Source organism: Pedobacter sp. CFBP9032, assembly GCF_034045265.1.
Taxonomy (GTDB): Bacteria; Bacteroidota; Bacteroidia; order Sphingobacteriales; family Sphingobacteriaceae; genus Pedobacter.
The window spans coordinates 32,671-53,340 of sequence record NZ_JAXCWE010000001.1; the positions used below are offsets into that span (position 1 = coordinate 32,671).

Genomic DNA, 20,670 nt, shown 5'->3' on the forward strand with positions numbered 1-20,670 from the left:
GTTTCGGCAAATTAAACGCAGTATTTTATAACGAAATAAAACTTGTTTTATGATTTCTACCTTAAAATCACTACCATCTTATTTTATTTAATCATTAACGGCCATACAACAAGGAGGAATGTATATTTGTTTTATATGTAATCTTTAACACCCTAAATTAATTAATAAAATCACCAAAAACGATTGCCCTACATAATTAAAACCTTATTTAGCACAAATTCTTCAGTGCTTTTACTTCTTTAATACATTTTTAAACAATTGTTGATATAAATTTTTTAAAAATATATTTTGTAAGATAGAAAATCGATCGGATACTCAACACAAAACACTCACAATTAAACTTTTAACTGTAATTACCCAGTTTAATCTTAGAACTCGATTTAATAGCAAAAGATTTAGCAGATTTTTAACTTTCTGAATGTATAGTTTAGTTTAACCGGTATGATTCCAGTCATTTAAACTTTTATTTCAGCAAATCGGGAAGGATTCAACTTGGAACACGAATAAAACCTTATATTGTTGTACCATCCTAACACGCCCTATATATGAATTGCAAAAAAATTGCACCTATTGTTGTATTTCTATTGAGCATTATTTTTAATGATACCCAGGCGCAGTTGCTTAACACGGTCAAACTGGATAGTTTTTTCAAAGCAGTTTCTTCCAATAGTCAGGTAATGGGTAGTGTACTCATTACTAAAGAAGGTAAGTCCATTTATCAGAAAACCATCGGCTATAGTCAGATCGATGGCGAGAAAAAGATCCCTGCCACTTTACAAACGAGATACCGGATTGGTTCTATTTCCAAGAGTTTTACAGCAGTGATGATCTTCCAATTGATTGAGGAAAAGAAAATTTCGCTGGACACTAAGCTTTCCATGTTTTTCTCACAGCTGCCTAATGCAGATCGAATCACCATAGCGCACCTGCTCAATCATACCAGCGGTCTTTCTGACTATGTAAACGAAAATAAGGAATGGATCACAGTGCCCCATACAAAGGAAGAATTGCTGGATAAAATCGCTATGGTGAAACCACATTTCGAGCCGGGAGCGAAACAACAGTACTCTAATGGCGGTTTCCTGTTGCTTGGATATATAATAGAAAAGCTTACTGGCCAAACTTATCAGGCAGCACTAAAGCAGCGAATCACCGATAAGATTAAATTAAAAAACACCATAGCAGCCACAATAAATAACAGTCAAACGCTTGAAGCCAGACCTTACATTTTTAACGGATCCTTGGTTCCAATAAAAGACATCTATTTCCCAAATATTGTTGGTGTCGGCGATATTCTGTCTACTCCTCAAGATTTATCAGTATTTATAAATTCGCTTGCTAATGGAAAATTAGTTAGCACCCAGAGTTACAATTATATGAAGACTTTTAGCGGCAACAATCTGTTAGGAATGGGCCTGCTAAAATCTCATTTTTACGAAAAAATACTTTTGGGCCATAATGGTGGCACTTCTGGGAGTTACAGTGCAATGTACATGGTTCCTGAAGATGGCGTTACGTTTATCATTACAACCAATGGTATGAATTATGCATTAAATGATGTTTTACTCGTGCTGCTTAAAGCATATTATAATCGTCCATACGAAATACCCAAACAGCTAAAAGAGGAAGATTTGGATGAATTGCTGGGCAATTATCAAAGTGAAGAGATGCCTTTAAAAATCTCCATTACAAAGTCGGGACCAGTCTTAATTGCTCAGGCCAGCGGTCAGTCTGCTTTTTCACTGGATGTAATAAACAGAAACGATTTTAAGCGTGAGCAATTTGACGTGCTAATGAAGTTCGACCGTGCCAGGCATGAGATGACTTTAGTACAAGGTGGTAAAAGCTATAGGTATGTAATCATCAAGTAGGAAATAGTATAATCCGTTCGAGATACAATCATTAATATTACCTCAGTTGCTGGTAACATTGGCTATCAAAAAATATAGATTGGTAAATAATTACAGGAGTACCCGACCAAACCTTATGAGTATTATGTCGCTTCATCCTTTAATATAGTCCAGTCGTCGTTTTTACCAGAGAAATATAAAGGAATTTTAACAGATTTGCGCTATGCCGCCATCCAAATTACCAACGCTCATTACCAGTTCGCTTATTAAAGCAAACTGGCAGTATGCATTGATTGGTTTTAGTACTGGCCTCGCTCTGAGTATGCTGCACACAGTATTTACTGGCCAGCTAGTGTCGGCTAGAAAGCTGTTTTTTTATCTTGCATTCAGCATTTTCATTACCGTTAGCATTGCCAATTGCCTTTTTGTATTCGAGCATTACATCAAGCCAAAAAAGATTGGCAAATGGCAGCTTATCATCATCTACTATCTATGCAATTTTGTAGGCATGTTTATTGGTACCGAGATAGCCTACTTTGTCCTTTCCAGTGTTTTTGGTGTCCCATTCCATTTTCTTACCCATTATAACGATTACAAACTTAGTCCGATCATCGCCGTTATTGCAAGCACACTCATCTATCTTTATCAAAACCAGCGTTCGATCATGCATCTCCGGCTTCAGGAAAAAGAACTTGACGTAATTAAGCTCAAAGAACTGAAAACAAAAGCTGAATTGCAGACTCTACAATCTCGAATCAATCCTCATTTTTTATATAATGCACTCAATAGCATCGCCAGTTTAAGCATTACCAATGGTAAAAAATCTGAAGAAATGACTTTATTGCTTTCAAAGCTATTTAGACATAGCCTTGATTCTCAACAGCACAATCTTATTACCATAGCTGAAGAAGTGGAGATTATGAATGCATACCTGGCTATTGAGAAGGTACGCTTCGGCAATCGTATCACTTTTGAGGTAAATGTGACACCTGATTGCAATACCTTAACCATACCTCGGTTTTTACTCCAACCATTGGTAGAAAATGCGCTGAAACACGGTTTAAAAAAGGTAATCGATCATGGTCAGCTCTGTGTGAATATTAATTGTGAAAACAATAAAATCCATATCCAAATTATAGACAATGGTGCAGGCTTTCCAGAGCAGCTTGATATGGGCTATGGCTTGCAGAGTACTTACGAAAAACTTAATCTCATCTATGGCGAAAATCATCAGTTGCAGGTGATCAACGAACCCATTAAACATATCAGCATTAAACTGCCGATTAGTACGGAGAACCTTTCCCATAATAATCAAACAAATTAAGTTTATGATCAAATATTATTGCATTGCAGTATGCTGCTTTTTTACCATAACAGTAAAATCGCAATCAGTTGCCACCTATCTACAAAAAAACAGTGTTATTCTCGGCAATACCATGGAACAGGGCACTGTTTTAGACAAAGATTTTTTCAACAATCAGATTTTTCTTATAGGCGAGTCTCATGGAATCAAGCAGCCACAGGAAATTGACTTTAACTTTCTCAAGCTCTTGAATCAAAAGGTTGGAGTACATACTTACATTGCAGAAATCGACTTTGCAAAAGCTTGGTATCTCAATAAATATTTAAAAACAGGTAATGAAAAATGTTTGGACACCGTATTTGTAGATTGGATAAAATATGATGCGCAATGGGCCAATCAGGATTTTAAGGAAAAAATCAGAAAGATCAGAGCGCTCAATAAAACCCTTTCCGCTGAAAGAAAAATACAATTTGTAGGAATCGATCAGATTCATAACCCAGTTTTAGCAGCTGATTATTTTCAGGAGGTTATCGATAAAAACAAATTTCTTTCTGAGATTATGGAATTTAAACCCTTAATCAGTTTGTTGAGAACGCGAGGCGAAGACAGTTTAATTGTGCAGGAAAGCCGTAAATTATTAAACGTAATGAATAATGAAAGCTTCCCAAAAATAAGTTCTGACGAACGTTGTAATTTAACCTATGCCTTAACTAATTGTTCCAAAATAGATTCAAAAAGTCGTGAACGCGTGATTTTTGAAAACTTTAAAAACCGCTATAAAGACTTAAACTGGGCAAGGGAAAAGTTGTACGGACTCTGGGGGTTCTCCCATATGCTACAGGCAAAAGCCAATGGAGGAAAATCAGTGTCGCTTGCTTATCTACTCTCAAACGACAAAGAGTTATCACTAAAAGGAAAAATCGCCTCAATAGGTATGCTCTACCTGGATTGCCAGATGGCCTTACCCACCCGGTTTATGCCGCCTGCTTTACAAAACAAAGGAAAACATTATACGGTGAGCAGTGATATGAATTACGATGGACCATTAACAAAATTCGAATTCATCGAAGATTTTAAAAAGGCTTCCAGTCCAAAAAGCGCAACCCTCTTTAAGATGAACGGTGCAAACAGTCCGTTTCTGAAACAACAAGTCCGCATTATCTATAGTCCTATGATGCCAGTACAGCAACAACTGCAACTGGATGAAGCTCAAAAGAGCTTAACAGATTATTTTCAGTATGTGATCTTGATCAGAAATTCTCCTGCAGTTACCACTATTTTGCCTTAAAATGTGTTTATGAAAATCTGGAAAACATTACTTATCGAAGATGAAGAACCAGCCATTGAGCGTTTGGCAAGGATGCTGTCAGTTTATGATGATTTCAATATCAACGGTTATGCAACCAATGGAATTGATGGCGTTGCACTGATAGATAGCCTACAACCAGACCTTGTCTTTCTAGATATAGAAATGCCCGGTTTGAATGGTTTTGAAGTGCTAAGCCGGATTAAACACCAACCAAAAGTGATCTTTACTACTGCTTACGATCAATATGCGATCAAGGCATTTGAAGAAAACACCATTGATTATCTCTTAAAACCAGTTGTAGAAGACCGATTGGAAAAAACCGTCAAAAAACTTCGTCAAACCCATACCCAATCTGTTGAGGCGATTGCTATGGCATCTAATCTCATGCGATTCGATGCCCAAGAAAAACTAAAGACGCTTACCGTTAAGGCTGGTAACAGAATTTTACTGATCAGACTGGAAGAGATCGTTATCATAGAAGCAGAAGACAAGTTTGTATTTCTAAACCTGAAAGATGGAAGGAGACACCTTACTGATTTTACATTAACGGAATTAATTGCTCAATTACCAAAAGAATTCCAACGGATTCACAGAGGAAGTATCATCAATACCGAACACATTAAAGAAATCAGGAAAGCCCTTAATGGCACCTTGGTCTTTATCATGAAACATGCAGACCAGCGGAGGCTTTCTTCTAGCCGACAATACCAAAACATGCTCAAACAGTACCTTCATCTCTAATAGGATGACAAATTTTATATTTCAGAAAATGACCAAAAAAATTAAAATCCAAACAATGAAGTCAATCTTAATAATCTCATTCCTATGTATATCGGCCAATGTATTCTCTCAAAACCTTACTGACAGCACTTGCAGGCGCTATTTTGAAATGACCGCCCAGCTGATAAAAGGTGACACCATCAGTAAAACAGACTTTTATAATTTCCTACAAGATAAAAACATACAAATCTATTTAAAGGATCAAGGTCTTGGTGATGATTATGGGGAACGCTACCGCAGGAGCATGCAAGTAGTTTATATGCCTAAAAATGCCTCCATTTTAGCCACACGATTGAAGACGCCCGAACAGTATTGGTTAACCTATATAATTAATGAATACAAAATTCATGAAACAGAAATGAAGGCTTATCTAAACAAGATCAGCAGTAATCCAAATGCCTATTATGATACCTGTTATCAATATGCCTTCAGCGCTCTGGCTAAAAGTTCGAGACGAAAATTGCCCAACGCAACGTTTTCTATAATACCCATCCATAATGATGCCCACGCCAGTGGAAACACGGTCATTTATACCCTACTATGTGCTTATGCCAACGACGCCAACCATTACGGTGCCTTAGGCGGACATGAACTTCACCACATGCTCAGGCCACAGGCAGATTTCGTTCCACAGCCAAAAGATGAAGTGTTAGTTAATGTACTTAACCGTGTGCTCAATGAAGGAAGTGCGGATATGATCGATAAAAAATATTCGACCGACACCGCGAAGTTGCTAACCCCATACCAACGTTATTTCCAAGTATTTTTTGATGATGCAAAGATTGTGCTGCCAAGAATGGATTCCTTGATATCAGCAAGCGCAAAGCGTGAACAAAAATTTAAGGTAAGAGACTTCTTTAAAGGCAGCGATTTCAGTAACGGCCATGTACCAGGCACATATATGTCTCACTATATTGAGAACAATGGATTAAAACCAAAACTGTTGAAGCACCTGGACGACCCCTTCTATTATTTCCTGGTATACAACGAGGCTGCAAAAAAAGACAAAAGCAAGCCATTTGTATTCTCGAAGCAAAGTATAGCCTATCTCACTTCGTTGAGAAAGCGCTATCTAAAATCAAAATAACGTGATGAGTCATTTCCGTCAAAAAGGTCAATCAATTTCAATATGATTCAAGACCAGTATTTAAAGTCAGAAACCTGCCCTTCGTGCCAAACGAAATTCAAAGGTAAGTTTTGCCATGATTGTGGGGAGAAAGCTTTTCATGAGTCGGATTACCGTATTAAAAAATTCATAACACAAACGATTGATATTTTTACACATTTTGATGAAAAATTTCTTCGCTCTTTCCTTTATATATTTACCAAGCCTGGTTTCCTGACCAGGCAAAATATGCACGGCATCCGCGTAAAATATGCAAAACCGATGCAGATTTTTTTACTTTCAAATATCTTTTTCTTTTTGGTTACACATGCAATTGGTGTAACTGATTATACACCAAATATTGGGGATGAAAAATATGGTGGTTTGGTAACTATTTCGTTTTCCGGTGGCTGAGTGTTGTTGACAGCTGGGTTATTGACAGGATAGCAAGCTTAGCCAAATATAAACAGGAGCATTTTGGGTTGAGTAAAATCCAATTTTCTGAGCGATTCTGGCTGAACAGCTACATTTATAGCAAATCTTTTATTGTCGTTATTATTCCTTTTTTCGCTGGTACAGTTTATATCTTCTTTAAAAATCGGTTTAAGTATTTTGCCAACGCATTAATATTTGCAGCTCACTTCTTATCCTTTCAACTTATCGTATTCTCAATTTTATCATTTCTGAGATACAACTATGACATCAATATCCTAAAACCCTTTCTTTGGTTATTAAAGCTTGATGGAATCAGATTAGTCACGTATTTTTTATTTTCCTCAGACTTTGAAATTGTTAATATGCTTTATTTTATTCCCTATATCTTCCTAGCATTAAAAAGAATTTTCCCGACTGCAAAACCGTCTTTAATCTTACTGAAAGCGTACTTTATTTCAAAAATACTATTTTTCATCAATTTCGTAGTTTATAAGAAAATTCTAATTGTTTTAACACTATTGCTCATGCATTAGCTATACGACCTTTAGATTCAAAACATGTTCAATTACTATATACAGTAAATCAAGTATATACAACAGCAATAGACACAATTTATAGTTCATTGAGACGATCCCCGCCTGATACCAAAACTCCGTGTCTTTCAAAAACCAATTTCGACCAGTCCTGCATTGTTCCAGCTCTTTCCTGATGATTAATCAATGGTAGAAGACTATAAGAGCTGTAGCTTAATGAGAGAATAAATATACTTTACTTTTTTAATTGATGCCCACAATTAAAACAGAACCTGTCATCTTCGCTGTGGAGTCCTGCATAACAGTTTGGACACTTCGACTTTGCTGCATCGGTAGCCCTGGACATTTCAACGGATACGATGCCCGTAGGAACGGCAATTATCCCATAGCCAATTACCATCAGCACACTGGCAAGCATTTGCCCCAGCGGACTTTGAGGCGAAATATCACCATAGCCAACAGTAGTGATGGTTACAATGGCCCAATATATAGACATGGGAATGCTTGTAAACCCACTCCGCTCTCCTTCTATAATATACATCAGGGTGCCAATGATGGTGACCAAAGTGATGACACTGGAAAGGAACATCACGATTTTATAGAGGCTTGCCTTAAGCGCTTTTTTCAAAATATTGCCTTCATAGAGAAATTGGGTAAGTTTGAGTATCCTGAATACGCGCAGCAAACGAAAGGCGCGCACCACTACCAGGTATTGTGTGCCCAGAAAGAATAGACTTAAATAAGTTGGAATAAAAGCGATCAGATCCACGATCCCATAAAAACTGAAAATGTATCGAAATGGCTTGTGGCTGGCATATATCCGAAGCAAATATTCCACCGTAAACAAAACGGTAAAGATCCATTCCAGTGCATGAATCGTATGATAAAATCTTTCCCTTACAGCGGCCACGCTTTCCAGAAAGACTGAAAGAATGCTCAGCAGGATCAGTATCAACAGTACAACATCGAAGGATTTACCCGCCCTTGTATCTGAGCGGAAGATAATGATGTATATTTTTTTCCGTATGATATCGTTCGCTCTGATCATTCCCTTATCGGTTTTTTTGGCAAAATAAGATATTAACGCCATAATAAAAACCCATAGTTTCTCTAAACCTGTATATTTGGAATTTTGAAGAATATGGAAAAGACAACAATAGAAAAGATCATGGCCCCGGTTAGTCGCTTTATCCACCTGGAATACACCAGTGGCATTGTGCTCCTGATCAGTGTGGTAATCGCCATTGCATGGGCAAACTCCCCTTTTCATGAATTTTATGAACATCTATGGCATATCAATTTTTCTGTCGGGTTTGACAAGTTTTTACTCAGCCATCCCCTTCATATCTGGATCAACGATGGCCTAATGGCTATATTTTTCTTCGTAATCGGTCTGGAGCTGAAGCGGGAATTTATGGAAGGAGAACTTTCCTCTTTGCAAAAGGCCTCTCTACCAATGACCGCGGCACTGGGGGGAATGCTGGTTCCGGCAGTTATCTATTTTGTTATCAATAAAGGCACCCATGCAGCCCACGGCTGGGGAATTCCTATGGCCACCGACATTGCTTTCGCACTGGCATTACTTTCCATGGCCAGCAAACACATTCCTGTCTCGGTCAAAATCTTTCTTTCTGCATTGGCCGTGGCCGATGACCTTGGCGCGGTACTGGTCATTGCATTTTTCTATACCGAACAGATCAATTTTACGCCATTGGCAATTGGTGCAGGATTTTTGATATTGCTGATGGTGGGAAACCGGATGGGTATACGAAGTGCCCTGTTTTACCTTTTACTGGGCATAGGTGCCTGGATAGGCTTTTTGCTCTCCGGCGTACATGCCACCATCGCAGGTGTGCTGGTGGCCTTCACTATCCCTGCCGTTACCAGGATTGATGAGCAAATCTATTCCAGCAACCTCAGAAAACTTTCCTATGACTTTGAAGCCGATATACCACAGCGGGGAAGCCTGATTACCCCCCTGCAAAATAAGACTATCCAAAAAGTAAAGACTTTGAGCATGGCAGCTGAAACCCCCTTGCAAACTATTGAGCATGCCCTCCACCCTTGGGTAGCGTTCGGGATCATGCCACTGTTTGCACTGGCCAATGCTGGCATTGTGATCACATCAGATTTTTTTAGCTCAATTATAAATCCTGTATCCATAGGAGTAGCTGCAGGACTCATCGTAGGCAAATTTACCGGCATTCTACTGTTTTGCTGGATTATGGTCAGGTACAAAATTTCCAGTCTTCCTGAAGGGGCCAACTGGAAACATATTGCCGGCGTTGCGCTTCTTGCCGGAATAGGCTTTACCATGTCGCTTTTTATCAGTGGTCTGGCCTTTGGCGACCCGGTATTAATCAATCAGGCCAAATACGGAATTCTGATCGCGTCAATCATCGCCGGAATATCAGGTACAATTGTACTTAAACGCGTTGGCCAATCTAGTGAGATCCAACAACCAGCCGGAGATACAACCAACAGCTAAAAAACAAGATCAAAAAAGACATGGAGAAAAAAACCGATGATGTACGCGGCGCGATAAGGGCTTTCTTGGCAAATCGCTTTAACTTGCATATTGATAAAGCAAATGAGAGTGAGGTGGTAGATTCCATCTCCAGGAATTCGGTATTTGTAGGCGGTCCTTTATGGACGCTCATCTTTGCAATCATTATCGCATCGGTTGGCCTCAATGTAAACTCAACAGCAGTGATTATTGGCGCCATGCTCATCTCGCCACTAATGGGCCCAATTATGGGAATAGGCCTCGGCATTGGCACAAATGATTTTGAACTTGTTAAAAAAGGTGGACGAAACCTGCTCATCGCCACTTTTATCAGTATAGTAACCTCCACCCTATACTTTTACATCACCCCATTGCATGAGGCCCAGAGTGAACTACTTGCCAGAACAACGCCATCAATATGGGATGTGTTTATCGCTTTCACAGGCGGACTTGCAGGAATTATTGCCGCCACCAGAAGGGAAAAAAGCAATGTAATCCCAGGCGTGGCGATCGCGACCGCGCTAATGCCTCCGCTCTGTACAGCAGGCTATGGACTCGCCATGGCTAACTGGCCCTTTTTCTTTGGTGCATTGTATCTGTTTTTCATCAACAGTCTGTTCATCTGTATATCTACCTATCTTATCGTACGCTTTCTAAAATTCGATAAAAAACATTTTGAGGATCCGGGCGTAGAAAAAAAAGTGTCCAGGTATATTTTGATCAGCGTACTCATCACCATCATTCCCAGCATATACCTTGCTTATGGCATCGTGCAAAAAAGTATTTTTGAAAACAATGCTCAAACATTTATCCGGGAGCAGTTCGATTTCACCACAACCCAGGTCATTAACCGAAACCTGCGTTACGCAGAGGGGGAAAAAGAAATCGATTTACTGTTGATCGGTACGGAACTTCCAGAAAATATCATCCAGACTATAAAGTCAAACTTAACAAAATATAAACTCGACGGAACTACCTTAAGGATCCGGCAAGGCCTTAATGCAAGGCAGGAAATTGATTTCTCACAGATCAAGGCCAGTATCATGGAAGATGTATTTAAAAAAGAAAAACAGTCTGGCACTGCCATTAAGGTAAATAAACTCTCCCAACCCTTACCCGATATCAGGTCCGAAGTAATCGCACTGTTTCCTGAAATCAAAAGCTATTCACTCTCCAATACTGTGATCAACAGACTCGATACGCAAATTAAAGACACCCTTACATTGTTCAGCGCAGAAGTCTCCAAAGTACCCAACCCGGTCAACCAAACCAGGATCCGTTCCTGGCTGAAAGGCAGATTGAAGGTAGATTCTCTCAAAACCATTTATGCTCCCCGGTAATCACTTAAAATAGAAAGCTAATCGAGCTGAGCAACTGGCAAGCTGAGTTCATGGAGTGCCTATCTAATCACTAAAAGCCTTATCACAAGATCCTGAACAAACTAATTTAATTATTATAGCGCAATTACCAGGTACATCAACATAGTGGCTTTATAACTTCAAAGCGTAATAGCAACAAGCGACGGCGGGGCAGCCTTTGTGATTTTTGGAAAAAAACACCAGAAACGAAGCTAATTTTTTTTATAACCTCTAAAATAATTCTTAGTTGCCAAATTAAATATCGTAATATTGCAATGTATAATTATGGGACTTACAAGAACAGAACTATTCAGCACCGAACAAAATCAATTGGCCACGTTATTAAAAGCGCTGGCTCACCCTGCCCGCATTGCAATTTTGCAGAGGATACTTGCTTCTAATACCTGCATCTGTGGTGATCTGGTAGAAGAACTAGGTCTTGCCCAGGCAACTATATCTCAACATTTGAAAGAGCTTAAGAATGCCGGAATCATTCAGGGTACCATTGAAGGGGTCAGTGTTTGTTATTGTATCAATCCGATAACATGGAAATTAATAGCGAACCAGATGGGTGCTTTTCTTGGTGCTTACAAACAAGAAACTGACTGCTGTTAATTTTTTCAAAGCTAAATCAATTGCTAAATTATAATATACTATTATGAAACTATCAGAAATTAAAGAAATTCTGGCTAAAAGAGAAAGCGTTAATTTCAAACTAGAGAGCGGGCAGGTTGTGCCTGAACACTTTCATGTTACTGAAGTAGGCGTAATCACTAAAGATTTTATTGACTGTGGAGGCACTGTACGCCATGAGAAAGTAGCCAGTTTTCAGCTTTGGAACGCCAATGACTTTGAGCACCGTTTGAAAGCAGGAAAATTAATGAACATTATTTCCTTATCAGAGCAGGTGATTGGCATGGAAGATCTGGATATAGAAGTAGAATACCAATCTGAAACCATTGGTAAATATGACCTGGCCTTTGATGGGGATAACTTTGTGTTAACTTCTAAAACGACTGCTTGCCTTGCTGAGGACAAATGCGGCATTCCGGCGAAAAAAGAAAAAATTGAGATGGTAAACCTGGCAGGCGCTGCAAACACATGTACTCCAGGGGGTGGCTGCTGCTAACTAAAAGAATCTGGGTATTAGGAATTTATATTCTTCAAACCGGGAGCAGGTTAAATCAATTTATGAAAAGGGCATTGCAACCGGTAACACCACTTTTCAAACCGCGGCCCCATCCTTTGAGAAATGGTACAATTTCTCATTTGAAAAACTGACGCTTTGTTAATGAACAGGATGGTAAGTTCATGGATGGGCAGCTTTAACTCAACGCAAGCGAGGCCTGTCCATATTTTCCGGCAAAGAGGAGCGCTTTCATCATAATTTGCCGGAGCAAACACCAATGCAAAGCTTCGAGAAAAAGGTTCAAGACATCTTTGAGGGACCAGCCGAGATCTTTCTGATACTATTAGAGTAAAATGATATATACTGCCTATCAAGGGTGGCGGAAGGTGGTCACTAGATAATCATTATCAGATACTAATCTCAGTTAGACATCAATAGACGAGCGTATGATTCGTTGCTCTATTTTTATTTCAGTTTTAATTTTAATTACTGCTAGTTACAACAAAGAGAAAAAACACTTCCGAAATAGCCCAATTTACCCATCTTCACCTGCAATCATCACTTATTTTAGACAGCTTATGTTTATATTAACCTTGATAAAACGCCAGAAGAAACTTATAAAGGACTTCGATTAACCAATGCAACATGATATAGATATGCAAAAATATTTGATACTCATACCAATGAGGAAGTAAAAAATGCAGAACAATTAAAAATATTAAAAACAAAATATATCTTATACATCATACATATAATATGTTTTGTATATATTTACTTTAATAAAATGAATTAAATGAAAAAGAACATTGATATTGATGAAAGTCTTTTAACTAAGTTAAAGATATTGTCTGTTTTTGAAGAGGTAAGTGTTAAATCAGTTATGGAAAAAGCTGTTTCTTTTTACGTCGAATATAAAGAGAAAGAACGCTTGAAGACATTGTCTGAAGAAGATAAAGAGGATTTGGGTTTACTATTACTGATGCAACAAGCAGATAGAAATGACGTAGTAAGTCGTGAGGAATTAATGAAGGCTTTGGACTAATGGAAATTATTGTTTTACAAAGTTTTCTAAATGATATTAAGAAGCTCAACGATAAAAGATTGAAAGATAAAATCAAAGAGTTTATTATAGAGATTGAAAATGCTGAAAGCTTAGAAGAGTTTGCAAATATTAAAAAAATGAAAGGTTTCTCTACAGCTTATCGTTGGCGAGTTGGGGATTATCGATTGGGATTTTATAAAGATGAAAACACTATTGAGTTAGCCAGATTTGTAAAAAGAAACGACATATACAAGATATTTCCTTGATCTAATTTAAATAACAGAAAATCTCAAAAATGATCAATTGGTCAACAGGCTGTTTACCGTATTTTTTTGTTGATCACCTTTTTATTCAGAAGTTTTTACAGTTATTTTTCAGAAGAGCGCGTTTAATTAAGCTGATAATTTTGCCCTCTGATCAGTATTGCACAAGATAATTCTAACCTATTTCCATTCCCGCGATAGTATCTCGAATATTGTATTTTTCCATTAAGAAGTGCTTATATTACCGACAGATAAACAGTTAGCGGTCTCAAAAAACGAAGGAATTTAATAGCATCTAAAGATGCTGAACACAAATCTGGAATTATTCCTTAGCCTGATTAATTTCTGCAGCGGACACGTTATTGTGCTTGAAATGATTGATTCTCTATATTTACTGGTAAAAATTAATTTCAGACCGTCTAAATCAAACCAAATAATAGCTGAACAGATAGCGAGTTTGCAAACCCGACTGAAATTTAAATGGAATCTTTCCGGTAGCAAATTATTCTGAATCGGGTGTGCAATGAACAATGATGGGTTTAAGCATTAGATTTCTAATAATTAAAATGCTAATCATGGTATGACTTTTAAGCTTTGTATTAAATTTGTAAGTATAAATGGAAGTTGAAAAATTTAGGGAATTCATTAGCGAAATAGTTTATCTCGAAGCGCAGGAATTAGATCTGGTCATCTCGAAATGCAGGCTAAAAGTGATCCCTAAAGGTAAGTTGGTTTTAAAAGCTGGACAGATTGCTAGCCAGTACTATTATATCGTTCGAGGTGGCTTAAGGTTTTATTATGAGCTCAATGATAGGGAAACTACTACCTGGGTATGCTTTAAAAATGAATTCTTTACCGAAATTTCCAGCCTCCATCCACAAAAGCCAACCCGGTTTAATATACAGGCCATTGAAGAAACAGCGCTAATTGTCTTAGATAAAAAGGATATGGATTTCCTTTATGCATATATCCCTGGCTGGGAGGAATTCGGGCGCAAAATTTGGGAGGGAACCGTTGCAAGAATGATAGACCAGTTATTAAATTTCCAAACGCTGTCTGCCGAAGAAAGATATCGAAGATTTTTATCGACTCCCGAAATGCTTCAAAAAGTACCAATAAATCAGCTTGCTTCGATACTGGGAATCACGCCTAATGCCTTGAGCAGAATCAGGAATAAGATTAAGTAAGCGAATTTCCTACCATCTGGTAGTTTTGATGATCTGATCTGGCGTTAACTTTGTCTAAACAAAACAAAGGATACAACATGATCGATCAGCTTAAAGAGCAAAAGAACTTATATTCAGACGAAGAACTAATTCAACAATTTCCGGGTTTTTCCAACCACTATGTTAAGGTAAATGGAATTGACCTTCATTATGTAGCCGGTGGAACCGGAGACCCATTGATATGCTTGCCTGGCTGGCCACAAACCTGGTACTCTTATCGTCAGGTGGCGATAGAACTATCCAGGAAACATCGGCTGATTATAGTAGACATCAGAGGTATGGGTACTTCAGAAAAACCAGACTCCGGCTTCGACAAAAAAAATATGGCCAAAGATATTTTAGAATTAATTATAAAACTTGGTCTTGAAAAGGTAAATATAATCGGTCATGATATTGGTGGAATGGTGGCAATGAGTTTGGCATTTAATCATCCGCAGTATATAAAGAAACTAATCGTGGCTGATGGACTGCATCCCAGCCAAGGGATGTTGCAAATGCCTTTAATACCTACCGCAGGTACTTTCGGGGATAAAATGGATACCAATATGCCTTATGCCTGGTGGATGGGATTTAATCAGGTTAAGGGACTTCCTGAAAAGATTCTCGAAGGCCGTTTTAGATTTCTTATTGATTGGCTTTTAAACTACGTTATGATCGATGCTGCGAAGATGACCGAGCACGAAAGAGCTATTTATGCCGATGCTTATAATGATAAAGAGAGCATAAGAGCATCAAACGCTTGGTATCAAAGTTTTGCTCAGGATATTGAAGATGCTAAAACTTACCAACCACTCTCAATTCCTGTACTTGGAATTGGCAGTAATGTAAGCTATCAGTATATGAAAATGGCTATGCCTTACCTATGTAAGAACAGTTCCATGGTAGACCTCACAGAGAGCGGTCATTATATGTTCGAAGAATGCCCTGGAAGGGTTGTTGATTCTATAAATACATTTCTTAAAAGTTAACGAAGTATATCATGAAAAAAATAATTTTAGTAGCAGGCGCCACTGGAAATCTAGGCTCAATGATCTCTCTAGCGCTAGTGAAACGTGGTGCGGTAGTAAAAGCACTGGTACGGAATGACAGCGATGTTACCAAAACATCTATTTTAAAAGATGCCGGAATAGAAGTGATTCCTGTAAATTATGATGATGTTGAAAATCTGAGAAAAGCCTGCGAAGGTGTTAACTGTTTGGTCTCTGCACTGGCGGGACTTTCGGATGTGATTTTAGCCACGCAGAAAAATTTGTTAGATGCAGCATTGAGTGCTGGCGTGAAACGATTTATACCATCAGATTTCTGCACCGATTATAACGCATTGATTCCGGGAGAAAACCGGAACTTTGACCTAAGAAGAGAATTCAAAGAACATATCGATAAAACCGACATATCGACCACCTCCATTTTTAATGGTGCCTTTGCTGATATTCTGAAATATAACACACCCATATTAAATCTTAAAAATAAAACTATTGGGTATTGGGGCGATAAAGCGGATTGTAAACTAGACTTTACGACGGTAAAAAATACGGCTGCCTTCACTTCGGAGGTAGCCCTACAGGAGCAAACCCCGCGTAATTTACACATTGCCAGTTTTCAAATCAGCCCAAAAATATTATCTGAACTTATTGAATCGATTACCAGACAAACGTACACCGTTCACAAGCTTGGTGAAATGGATCAACTCTCCGACTCGATCAAGCTGCAACGGGCAAGCAATCCTTCGGGAGAGATGGAATTATATTCAAAGTGGCAACAGTCACAGTACCTTTATTCCATGTATTCTACCCAACATTCGGTAATAGACAACAATAGGTATGGAAATTTAGAATGGACCTCTGCTTCAGAATTCCTGAAATCTTTCCTAAAATAATGATAAAACTAAGCGTACTTATCTCAAGACAATTGTTTTGAGATAAGTATGTTAGGGTATATTAGGATTTGGTTTTTAGCGAAGTATTTGTGGGTCTTAGACTGTTCGAAGCTTTTTTATTCAAATATTTAATGCCTTGGTTGCTCCAAACCAAGGCACTGCAGGTTATAATGGAACAGGAAGCAACAATATTGTTTTCAATGATGAAGAAAGATCATATATTAGCGATCCTTTGATTGTGATCTTGATGGCGGAATTGAATAGAATGAAATATTTTTTACTAATTTCTCTAAATTGCATTAGTATACTTTTGTTAGCTCAAAAAAATTCAAGAAATATGGAACTTTCATCAATTGTTACCCATGAGAAGGAAACAATTCGCTTCGTGAAGAATCACTTTCAGGATGTGAAAGCTTTAGATGATGTGGAGAAAGTTTTCCATCCTATGGGTTTAGTTAAGTTCAATAAGGAATTGAAGGACAAGGGAAGAAAGTATACAATTTTTGGAAAACCAATTGATTTATTTTTTGCTTTCTATGATGAGAAAGAAAGTGATAAGTACGCGATTTATATTATCCTGGATATTCCGAGAAATGAACTTAAGATGTTTTCGAAAATATGGGGCCATCCTGAAAATGTTCCCACAGAAGATTTCGTATCAGGAGATTTTGATTCACAGATATGGAGGAAAAATGGGGCAGATGTGATCGTTGGAAGGTCTTTTGTATATGAATATAGTGCTGATAGCCAATTGATACAAATTAGCAATATCAAATTAGCAATTTTGTATGGAATAGAATAATGACATATAGAAACATAAACATGAGTAGTGGTGTCGACAGCCCGTTTTTATGATGAGTTAGTATTTAATTCGTCCCATAAAAACGAAGATTCTAGTAATCTAATTGCAAAAGATTTACCTATCTATAATTTCTATATAGAACCTCACCGTACAATTACTCTAATATAAAATGGTATTGAAAGAACCTTCAATGTATTTCCAAAGAGAACAATTTGGATTGGAAGCAGATAGGACTAATCACAATTTTACGCATAGTAAATTTCAATAGATATTAACATTAATCTCACAAAATGATTGTTTTATCAAAACATGAAAAACCTATTTTAATGGGTTTATACGTGCCCTTATCAGATACTTTGTATGAAGCATTATAGCCTTTGCGATTCATTTTGCAATCCTGATTCGCGCGCATCCTTTGTCTTTACCTTATTATTTCCGAACCGATAAGTAAAGTTCAACCTTATCTGACGGGTTTCTCCCGCGTAAGTGGTATGGAGTAATAAATTATTCAACTGGGTATCGGTAATGATTTTATTTGCCCTGAACAGATCAGAAACAGCGAGCCTTAACGTTGCCTTCTTATTCATTAAATTCCTTTGGAAGCCCAAATCAACTTGCGAGTTCCCTTTTACATCAGTATTTAAGCCACTTATATTTTTGGAGTTTACTACTCCTGCAAACTCAGCAGTGATTTCGCCAGGTAGGTTAAAGTTTTGCTGAACGTTAATGGTCCCTGCAAAACGCTGCCGGCTATAATTCCCATATTCTATAGTACCTACTTTATTTTCCAAAAGATATCCCATAGCTGTAAAACTGACATTCCACCACTTCGCAAGATTAAGCTCCTGGGTCACGGTCATATTCAGGTTATTCTGAAACCCAATATTTCTAGGTATCATATTAATAACATTTCCAGTCAGAACTTCAGTTATTTCGTTGCTGATGTCGTTGGTATGGGTGTAACTTGCAGATATGGTTGTCTTTTTATAACTGTACTGCAATGCAAGCGTATTGGCATACTGGGGCCGGAGAAACGGATTACCTTTCCAGTAGGAAAGTTCATCAACAGGGTACGAAAACGGATTCAAGTTATTATAAGCAGGACGGTCAATACGACGCGCAAAACTTAAGTTGTAAGTACCAGATCCCTTGGTTTTATAAGTGATCGAAGCGGTTGGAAAAATATTCAGATAATTTCTCACAACAGAATTTGTAGACTGGATGCTTCCGTCGCGGGGTTGCAGGTCTCCTGTGGAATGTGTGTTTTCCAGTCTTAGGCCTAAATCCATAGCTAAGTCTTCACTAAAGGATGTTTCATACTTGACATATGCGGCACTGATCTGTTCCTTATAATTAAAAGAATTTGATAAACTGATATCAATGACCTTCTCGCTCCCGTTGGCATCATATTGATCGAATACATTTTTAGCGTTTACACTGGAAAATTTTGCGCCTGTCAGCATCTTCCCTTTGCCTATTTTAAAACTATAATCTGCCTTAAGTGCGTATAGTTTGATGTTCCTGCTATTGGCTACCAGAAATTTATTGGCTGACTGAAACTCGCCGCTTGGGTTATAATAGGCATTGGTGCTCAAGTTGCTTGTTGATGCGTCAAAAATTCCATAGTCTGCATCAATATCCAACGTAGTATGATCAGTGCCTTTATACCGGTAATTTAGATTGGTATTATACCGTTGCGTCATTTGCTCAGGATAGCTGCTCTGGCTTCTAAGCGTTTGCAATAGCCGGCCGGTTAACTGATCATAGATACCGGTAACCGGGGTGATCAAACCACCCCCGGCTGAAAAGTTTCCATTCAATACAACTCCGATAGTTTTGGTGGTATCTATAGCATAATCCGCACCCAACGTTGAGGCGATGTGATGCTTCTTATCTACATCATGATTGGCGTTCAAATACACTTTTCCATTTGTTGTCCTGTCATTATCATAGTCCATTGCATAATGCCCAAAACTATGATTGTAGCTACCGAACATATTCAGTTTTCCCTGTCGGAAATTAAGATTCAGATTGGTATTTTGCTTTATGGTTTTACCATAAGCAAGGCCGTTGTTAATACTGCCATTGAAACCTTCAGTAGTTGATTTCTGAAGTACAAGATTGACAATGCCCCCCGTTCCTGCAGCATCATATTCAGCTGAGGGATTTTTTATAATTTCAATTGATTTCAGATCAGAAGCGGAAATAGACTTCAACAGTTGCGCTAATTCTTCAGCCTGGAGATAGGTTTGCCTGCCATTGATCATCACTAATGCTGTACTTGCGCCATTGATTGAAACTGAATTATCCTGTTTTACCATTACCCCTGGTGTTTTCTTTAAGGCCTCCAACGCTGTACTCCCTTGTGCAGTTATACTCCTCTGTACGTTATAGATCATCTTTCTGCCTTCAACCTTAATTAATGGTTGATTACGGGAACTTTGAATGACGATTTCTTTTAGGTTAAGGTTAGCGGTTTTGATTTTTAGCTCACCCAAATCAACAGATGCCGACAGTTGCAGTTGATCGTTCTGATAAACAAAAGCTCCTAAATAACTGACAGCAAGCACGTAACTCCCAGCTGAAACAGCAAAGGAGAAAGTCCCGTCTGCTTCACTCAATTCCTGTTTCACCACCTGACCATTCTCAGCGTCTTTTAATAATAAAGTTGCACCTTCAACTGGCTCGTTGTTTTCATTTTTTAGCTTGCCCTTTAAAATGATACCCGTATTGCCTTGCCCATACCCCTTTAAACAAAATGTGAGTAGAAAAATAAAAAGATAAGTAGGTATTGATTTATAATTTATCATGAGTAATGTTAAGAGCGTTTACAAGGTTATTTAAAAGGATCCGATATTTGTAAGTTTTAATGATTGCTAAATTAACCTCTAGTGCATTATAAATAAAGCTGTTCATCGACTAAAAATAAAATACCGTATTGACTTTCAAATATTTACAATAACGAACGGCCTTATTTAAAAATACGATTTAATCCTAAAGACTTTTAGACGTATTTCAACATCAGATAACCCCTATTTCAAGCCCATTATGCCAAAGTTATCTGATTTAAAGCTTATTACTTAAATATTACTACTGAATTATCTGGTAGTTCCTAAATACCAGTTATTTAGGGAGCTCAGGCTTTCAAAGCTT

General features: G+C 38.0%; 18 protein-coding genes. 16 read left to right on the plus strand and 2 right to left on the minus strand.

Annotated elements, in window-relative coordinates:
• The first annotated feature begins 545 nt into the window (after positions 1–545).
• The 6 genes from SOM16_RS00120 to SOM16_RS00145 all read left to right on the plus strand — a co-directional run bounded on the left by SOM16_RS00120 (position 546) and on the right by SOM16_RS00145 (position 6,761).
• The gene (locus tag SOM16_RS00120) at positions 546–1,871 is read left to right on the plus strand and encodes a serine hydrolase domain-containing protein (RefSeq protein WP_320461977.1); all 1,326 of its coding nucleotides are present in this window, start codon (positions 546–548) and stop codon (positions 1,869–1,871) included.
• Between the two features lie 202 nt (positions 1,872–2,073).
• A complete protein-coding gene (locus tag SOM16_RS00125; RefSeq protein WP_320461978.1) occupies positions 2,074–3,174 on the plus strand; it encodes a sensor histidine kinase in 1,101 nt (366 codons plus the stop codon).
• 4 nt (positions 3,175–3,178) lie between these two features.
• Entirely contained in the window at positions 3,179–4,441 is a 1,263-nt protein-coding gene (locus SOM16_RS00130; protein ID WP_320461979.1) for a hypothetical protein, read from the plus strand.
• Between the two features lie 9 nt (positions 4,442–4,450).
• Complete coding sequence (locus SOM16_RS00135) at positions 4,451–5,203, plus strand: LytR/AlgR family response regulator transcription factor (RefSeq protein ID WP_320461980.1); 753 nt, start codon at positions 4,451–4,453, stop codon at positions 5,201–5,203.
• Between the two features lie 55 nt (positions 5,204–5,258).
• Positions 5,259–6,329 carry a DUF5700 domain-containing putative Zn-dependent protease gene (locus tag SOM16_RS00140; protein ID WP_320461981.1) on the plus strand — a complete coding sequence of 357 codons (1,071 nt, stop codon included), beginning with the start codon at positions 5,259–5,261 and terminating at the stop codon, positions 6,327–6,329.
• A gap of 42 nt (positions 6,330–6,371) precedes the next feature.
• Positions 6,372–6,761 (plus strand): DUF3667 domain-containing protein, encoded by a 390-nt coding sequence (locus tag SOM16_RS00145; protein WP_320461982.1) that lies wholly within the window; start codon positions 6,372–6,374, stop codon positions 6,759–6,761.
• Between the two features lie 789 nt (positions 6,762–7,550).
• Here SOM16_RS00145 and SOM16_RS00150 read toward each other — a convergent pair.
• Entirely contained in the window at positions 7,551–8,405 is an 855-nt protein-coding gene (locus SOM16_RS00150) for an ion transporter (RefSeq protein ID WP_320461983.1), read from the minus strand.
• Positions 8,406–8,456: 51 nt separating this feature from the next.
• Here SOM16_RS00150 and nhaA point away from each other — a divergent pair, with 51 nt between their 5' ends.
• The 10 genes from nhaA (at position 8,457) to SOM16_RS00200 (ending at position 17,517) form a co-directional block, all read left to right on the plus strand.
• Positions 8,457–9,803: a Na+/H+ antiporter NhaA gene (gene nhaA, locus SOM16_RS00155; protein ID WP_320461984.1), complete on the plus strand. Its 1,347-nt coding sequence runs from the start codon at positions 8,457–8,459 to the stop codon at positions 9,801–9,803.
• A 20-nt stretch (positions 9,804–9,823) separates the two neighbouring features.
• Positions 9,824–11,161, plus strand: coding sequence for a TIGR00341 family protein (locus SOM16_RS00160; protein ID WP_320461985.1), 1,338 nt, complete (start codon positions 9,824–9,826; stop codon positions 11,159–11,161).
• Between the two features lie 303 nt (positions 11,162–11,464).
• A complete protein-coding gene (locus tag SOM16_RS00165) occupies positions 11,465–11,794 on the plus strand; it encodes a metalloregulator ArsR/SmtB family transcription factor (protein WP_320461986.1) in 330 nt (109 codons plus the stop codon).
• 43 nt (positions 11,795–11,837) lie between these two features.
• Complete coding sequence (locus SOM16_RS00170) at positions 11,838–12,308, plus strand: DUF6428 family protein (protein ID WP_320461987.1); 471 nt, start codon at positions 11,838–11,840, stop codon at positions 12,306–12,308.
• Positions 12,309–13,101: 793 nt separating this feature from the next.
• Complete coding sequence (locus SOM16_RS00175) at positions 13,102–13,350, plus strand: hypothetical protein (RefSeq protein ID WP_320461988.1); 249 nt, start codon at positions 13,102–13,104, stop codon at positions 13,348–13,350.
• Entirely contained in the window at positions 13,350–13,616 is a 267-nt protein-coding gene (locus SOM16_RS00180) for a type II toxin-antitoxin system RelE family toxin (protein ID WP_320461989.1), read from the plus strand. Before SOM16_RS00175 ends, SOM16_RS00180 begins: the two co-directional genes overlap by 1 nt.
• Before the next feature lie 614 nt (positions 13,617–14,230).
• Entirely contained in the window at positions 14,231–14,800 is a 570-nt protein-coding gene (locus tag SOM16_RS00185; protein ID WP_320461990.1) for a Crp/Fnr family transcriptional regulator, read from the plus strand.
• A gap of 50 nt (positions 14,801–14,850) precedes the next feature.
• Positions 14,851–15,807 carry an alpha/beta hydrolase gene (locus tag SOM16_RS00190; RefSeq protein WP_320461991.1) on the plus strand — a complete coding sequence of 319 codons (957 nt, stop codon included), beginning with the start codon at positions 14,851–14,853 and terminating at the stop codon, positions 15,805–15,807.
• 11 nt (positions 15,808–15,818) lie between these two features.
• Entirely contained in the window at positions 15,819–16,715 is an 897-nt protein-coding gene (locus SOM16_RS00195) for an NmrA family NAD(P)-binding protein (RefSeq protein ID WP_320461992.1), read from the plus strand.
• Positions 16,716–17,052: 337 nt separating this feature from the next.
• Positions 17,053–17,517 carry a hypothetical protein gene (locus tag SOM16_RS00200; RefSeq protein WP_320461993.1) on the plus strand — a complete coding sequence of 155 codons (465 nt, stop codon included), beginning with the start codon at positions 17,053–17,055 and terminating at the stop codon, positions 17,515–17,517.
• A 368-nt stretch (positions 17,518–17,885) separates the two neighbouring features.
• Here SOM16_RS00200 and SOM16_RS00205 read toward each other — a convergent pair whose 3' ends face one another.
• Complete coding sequence (locus SOM16_RS00205) at positions 17,886–20,327, minus strand: outer membrane beta-barrel family protein (RefSeq protein WP_320461994.1); 2,442 nt, start codon at positions 20,325–20,327, stop codon at positions 17,886–17,888.
• Positions 20,328–20,670: the final 343 nt, after the last annotated feature.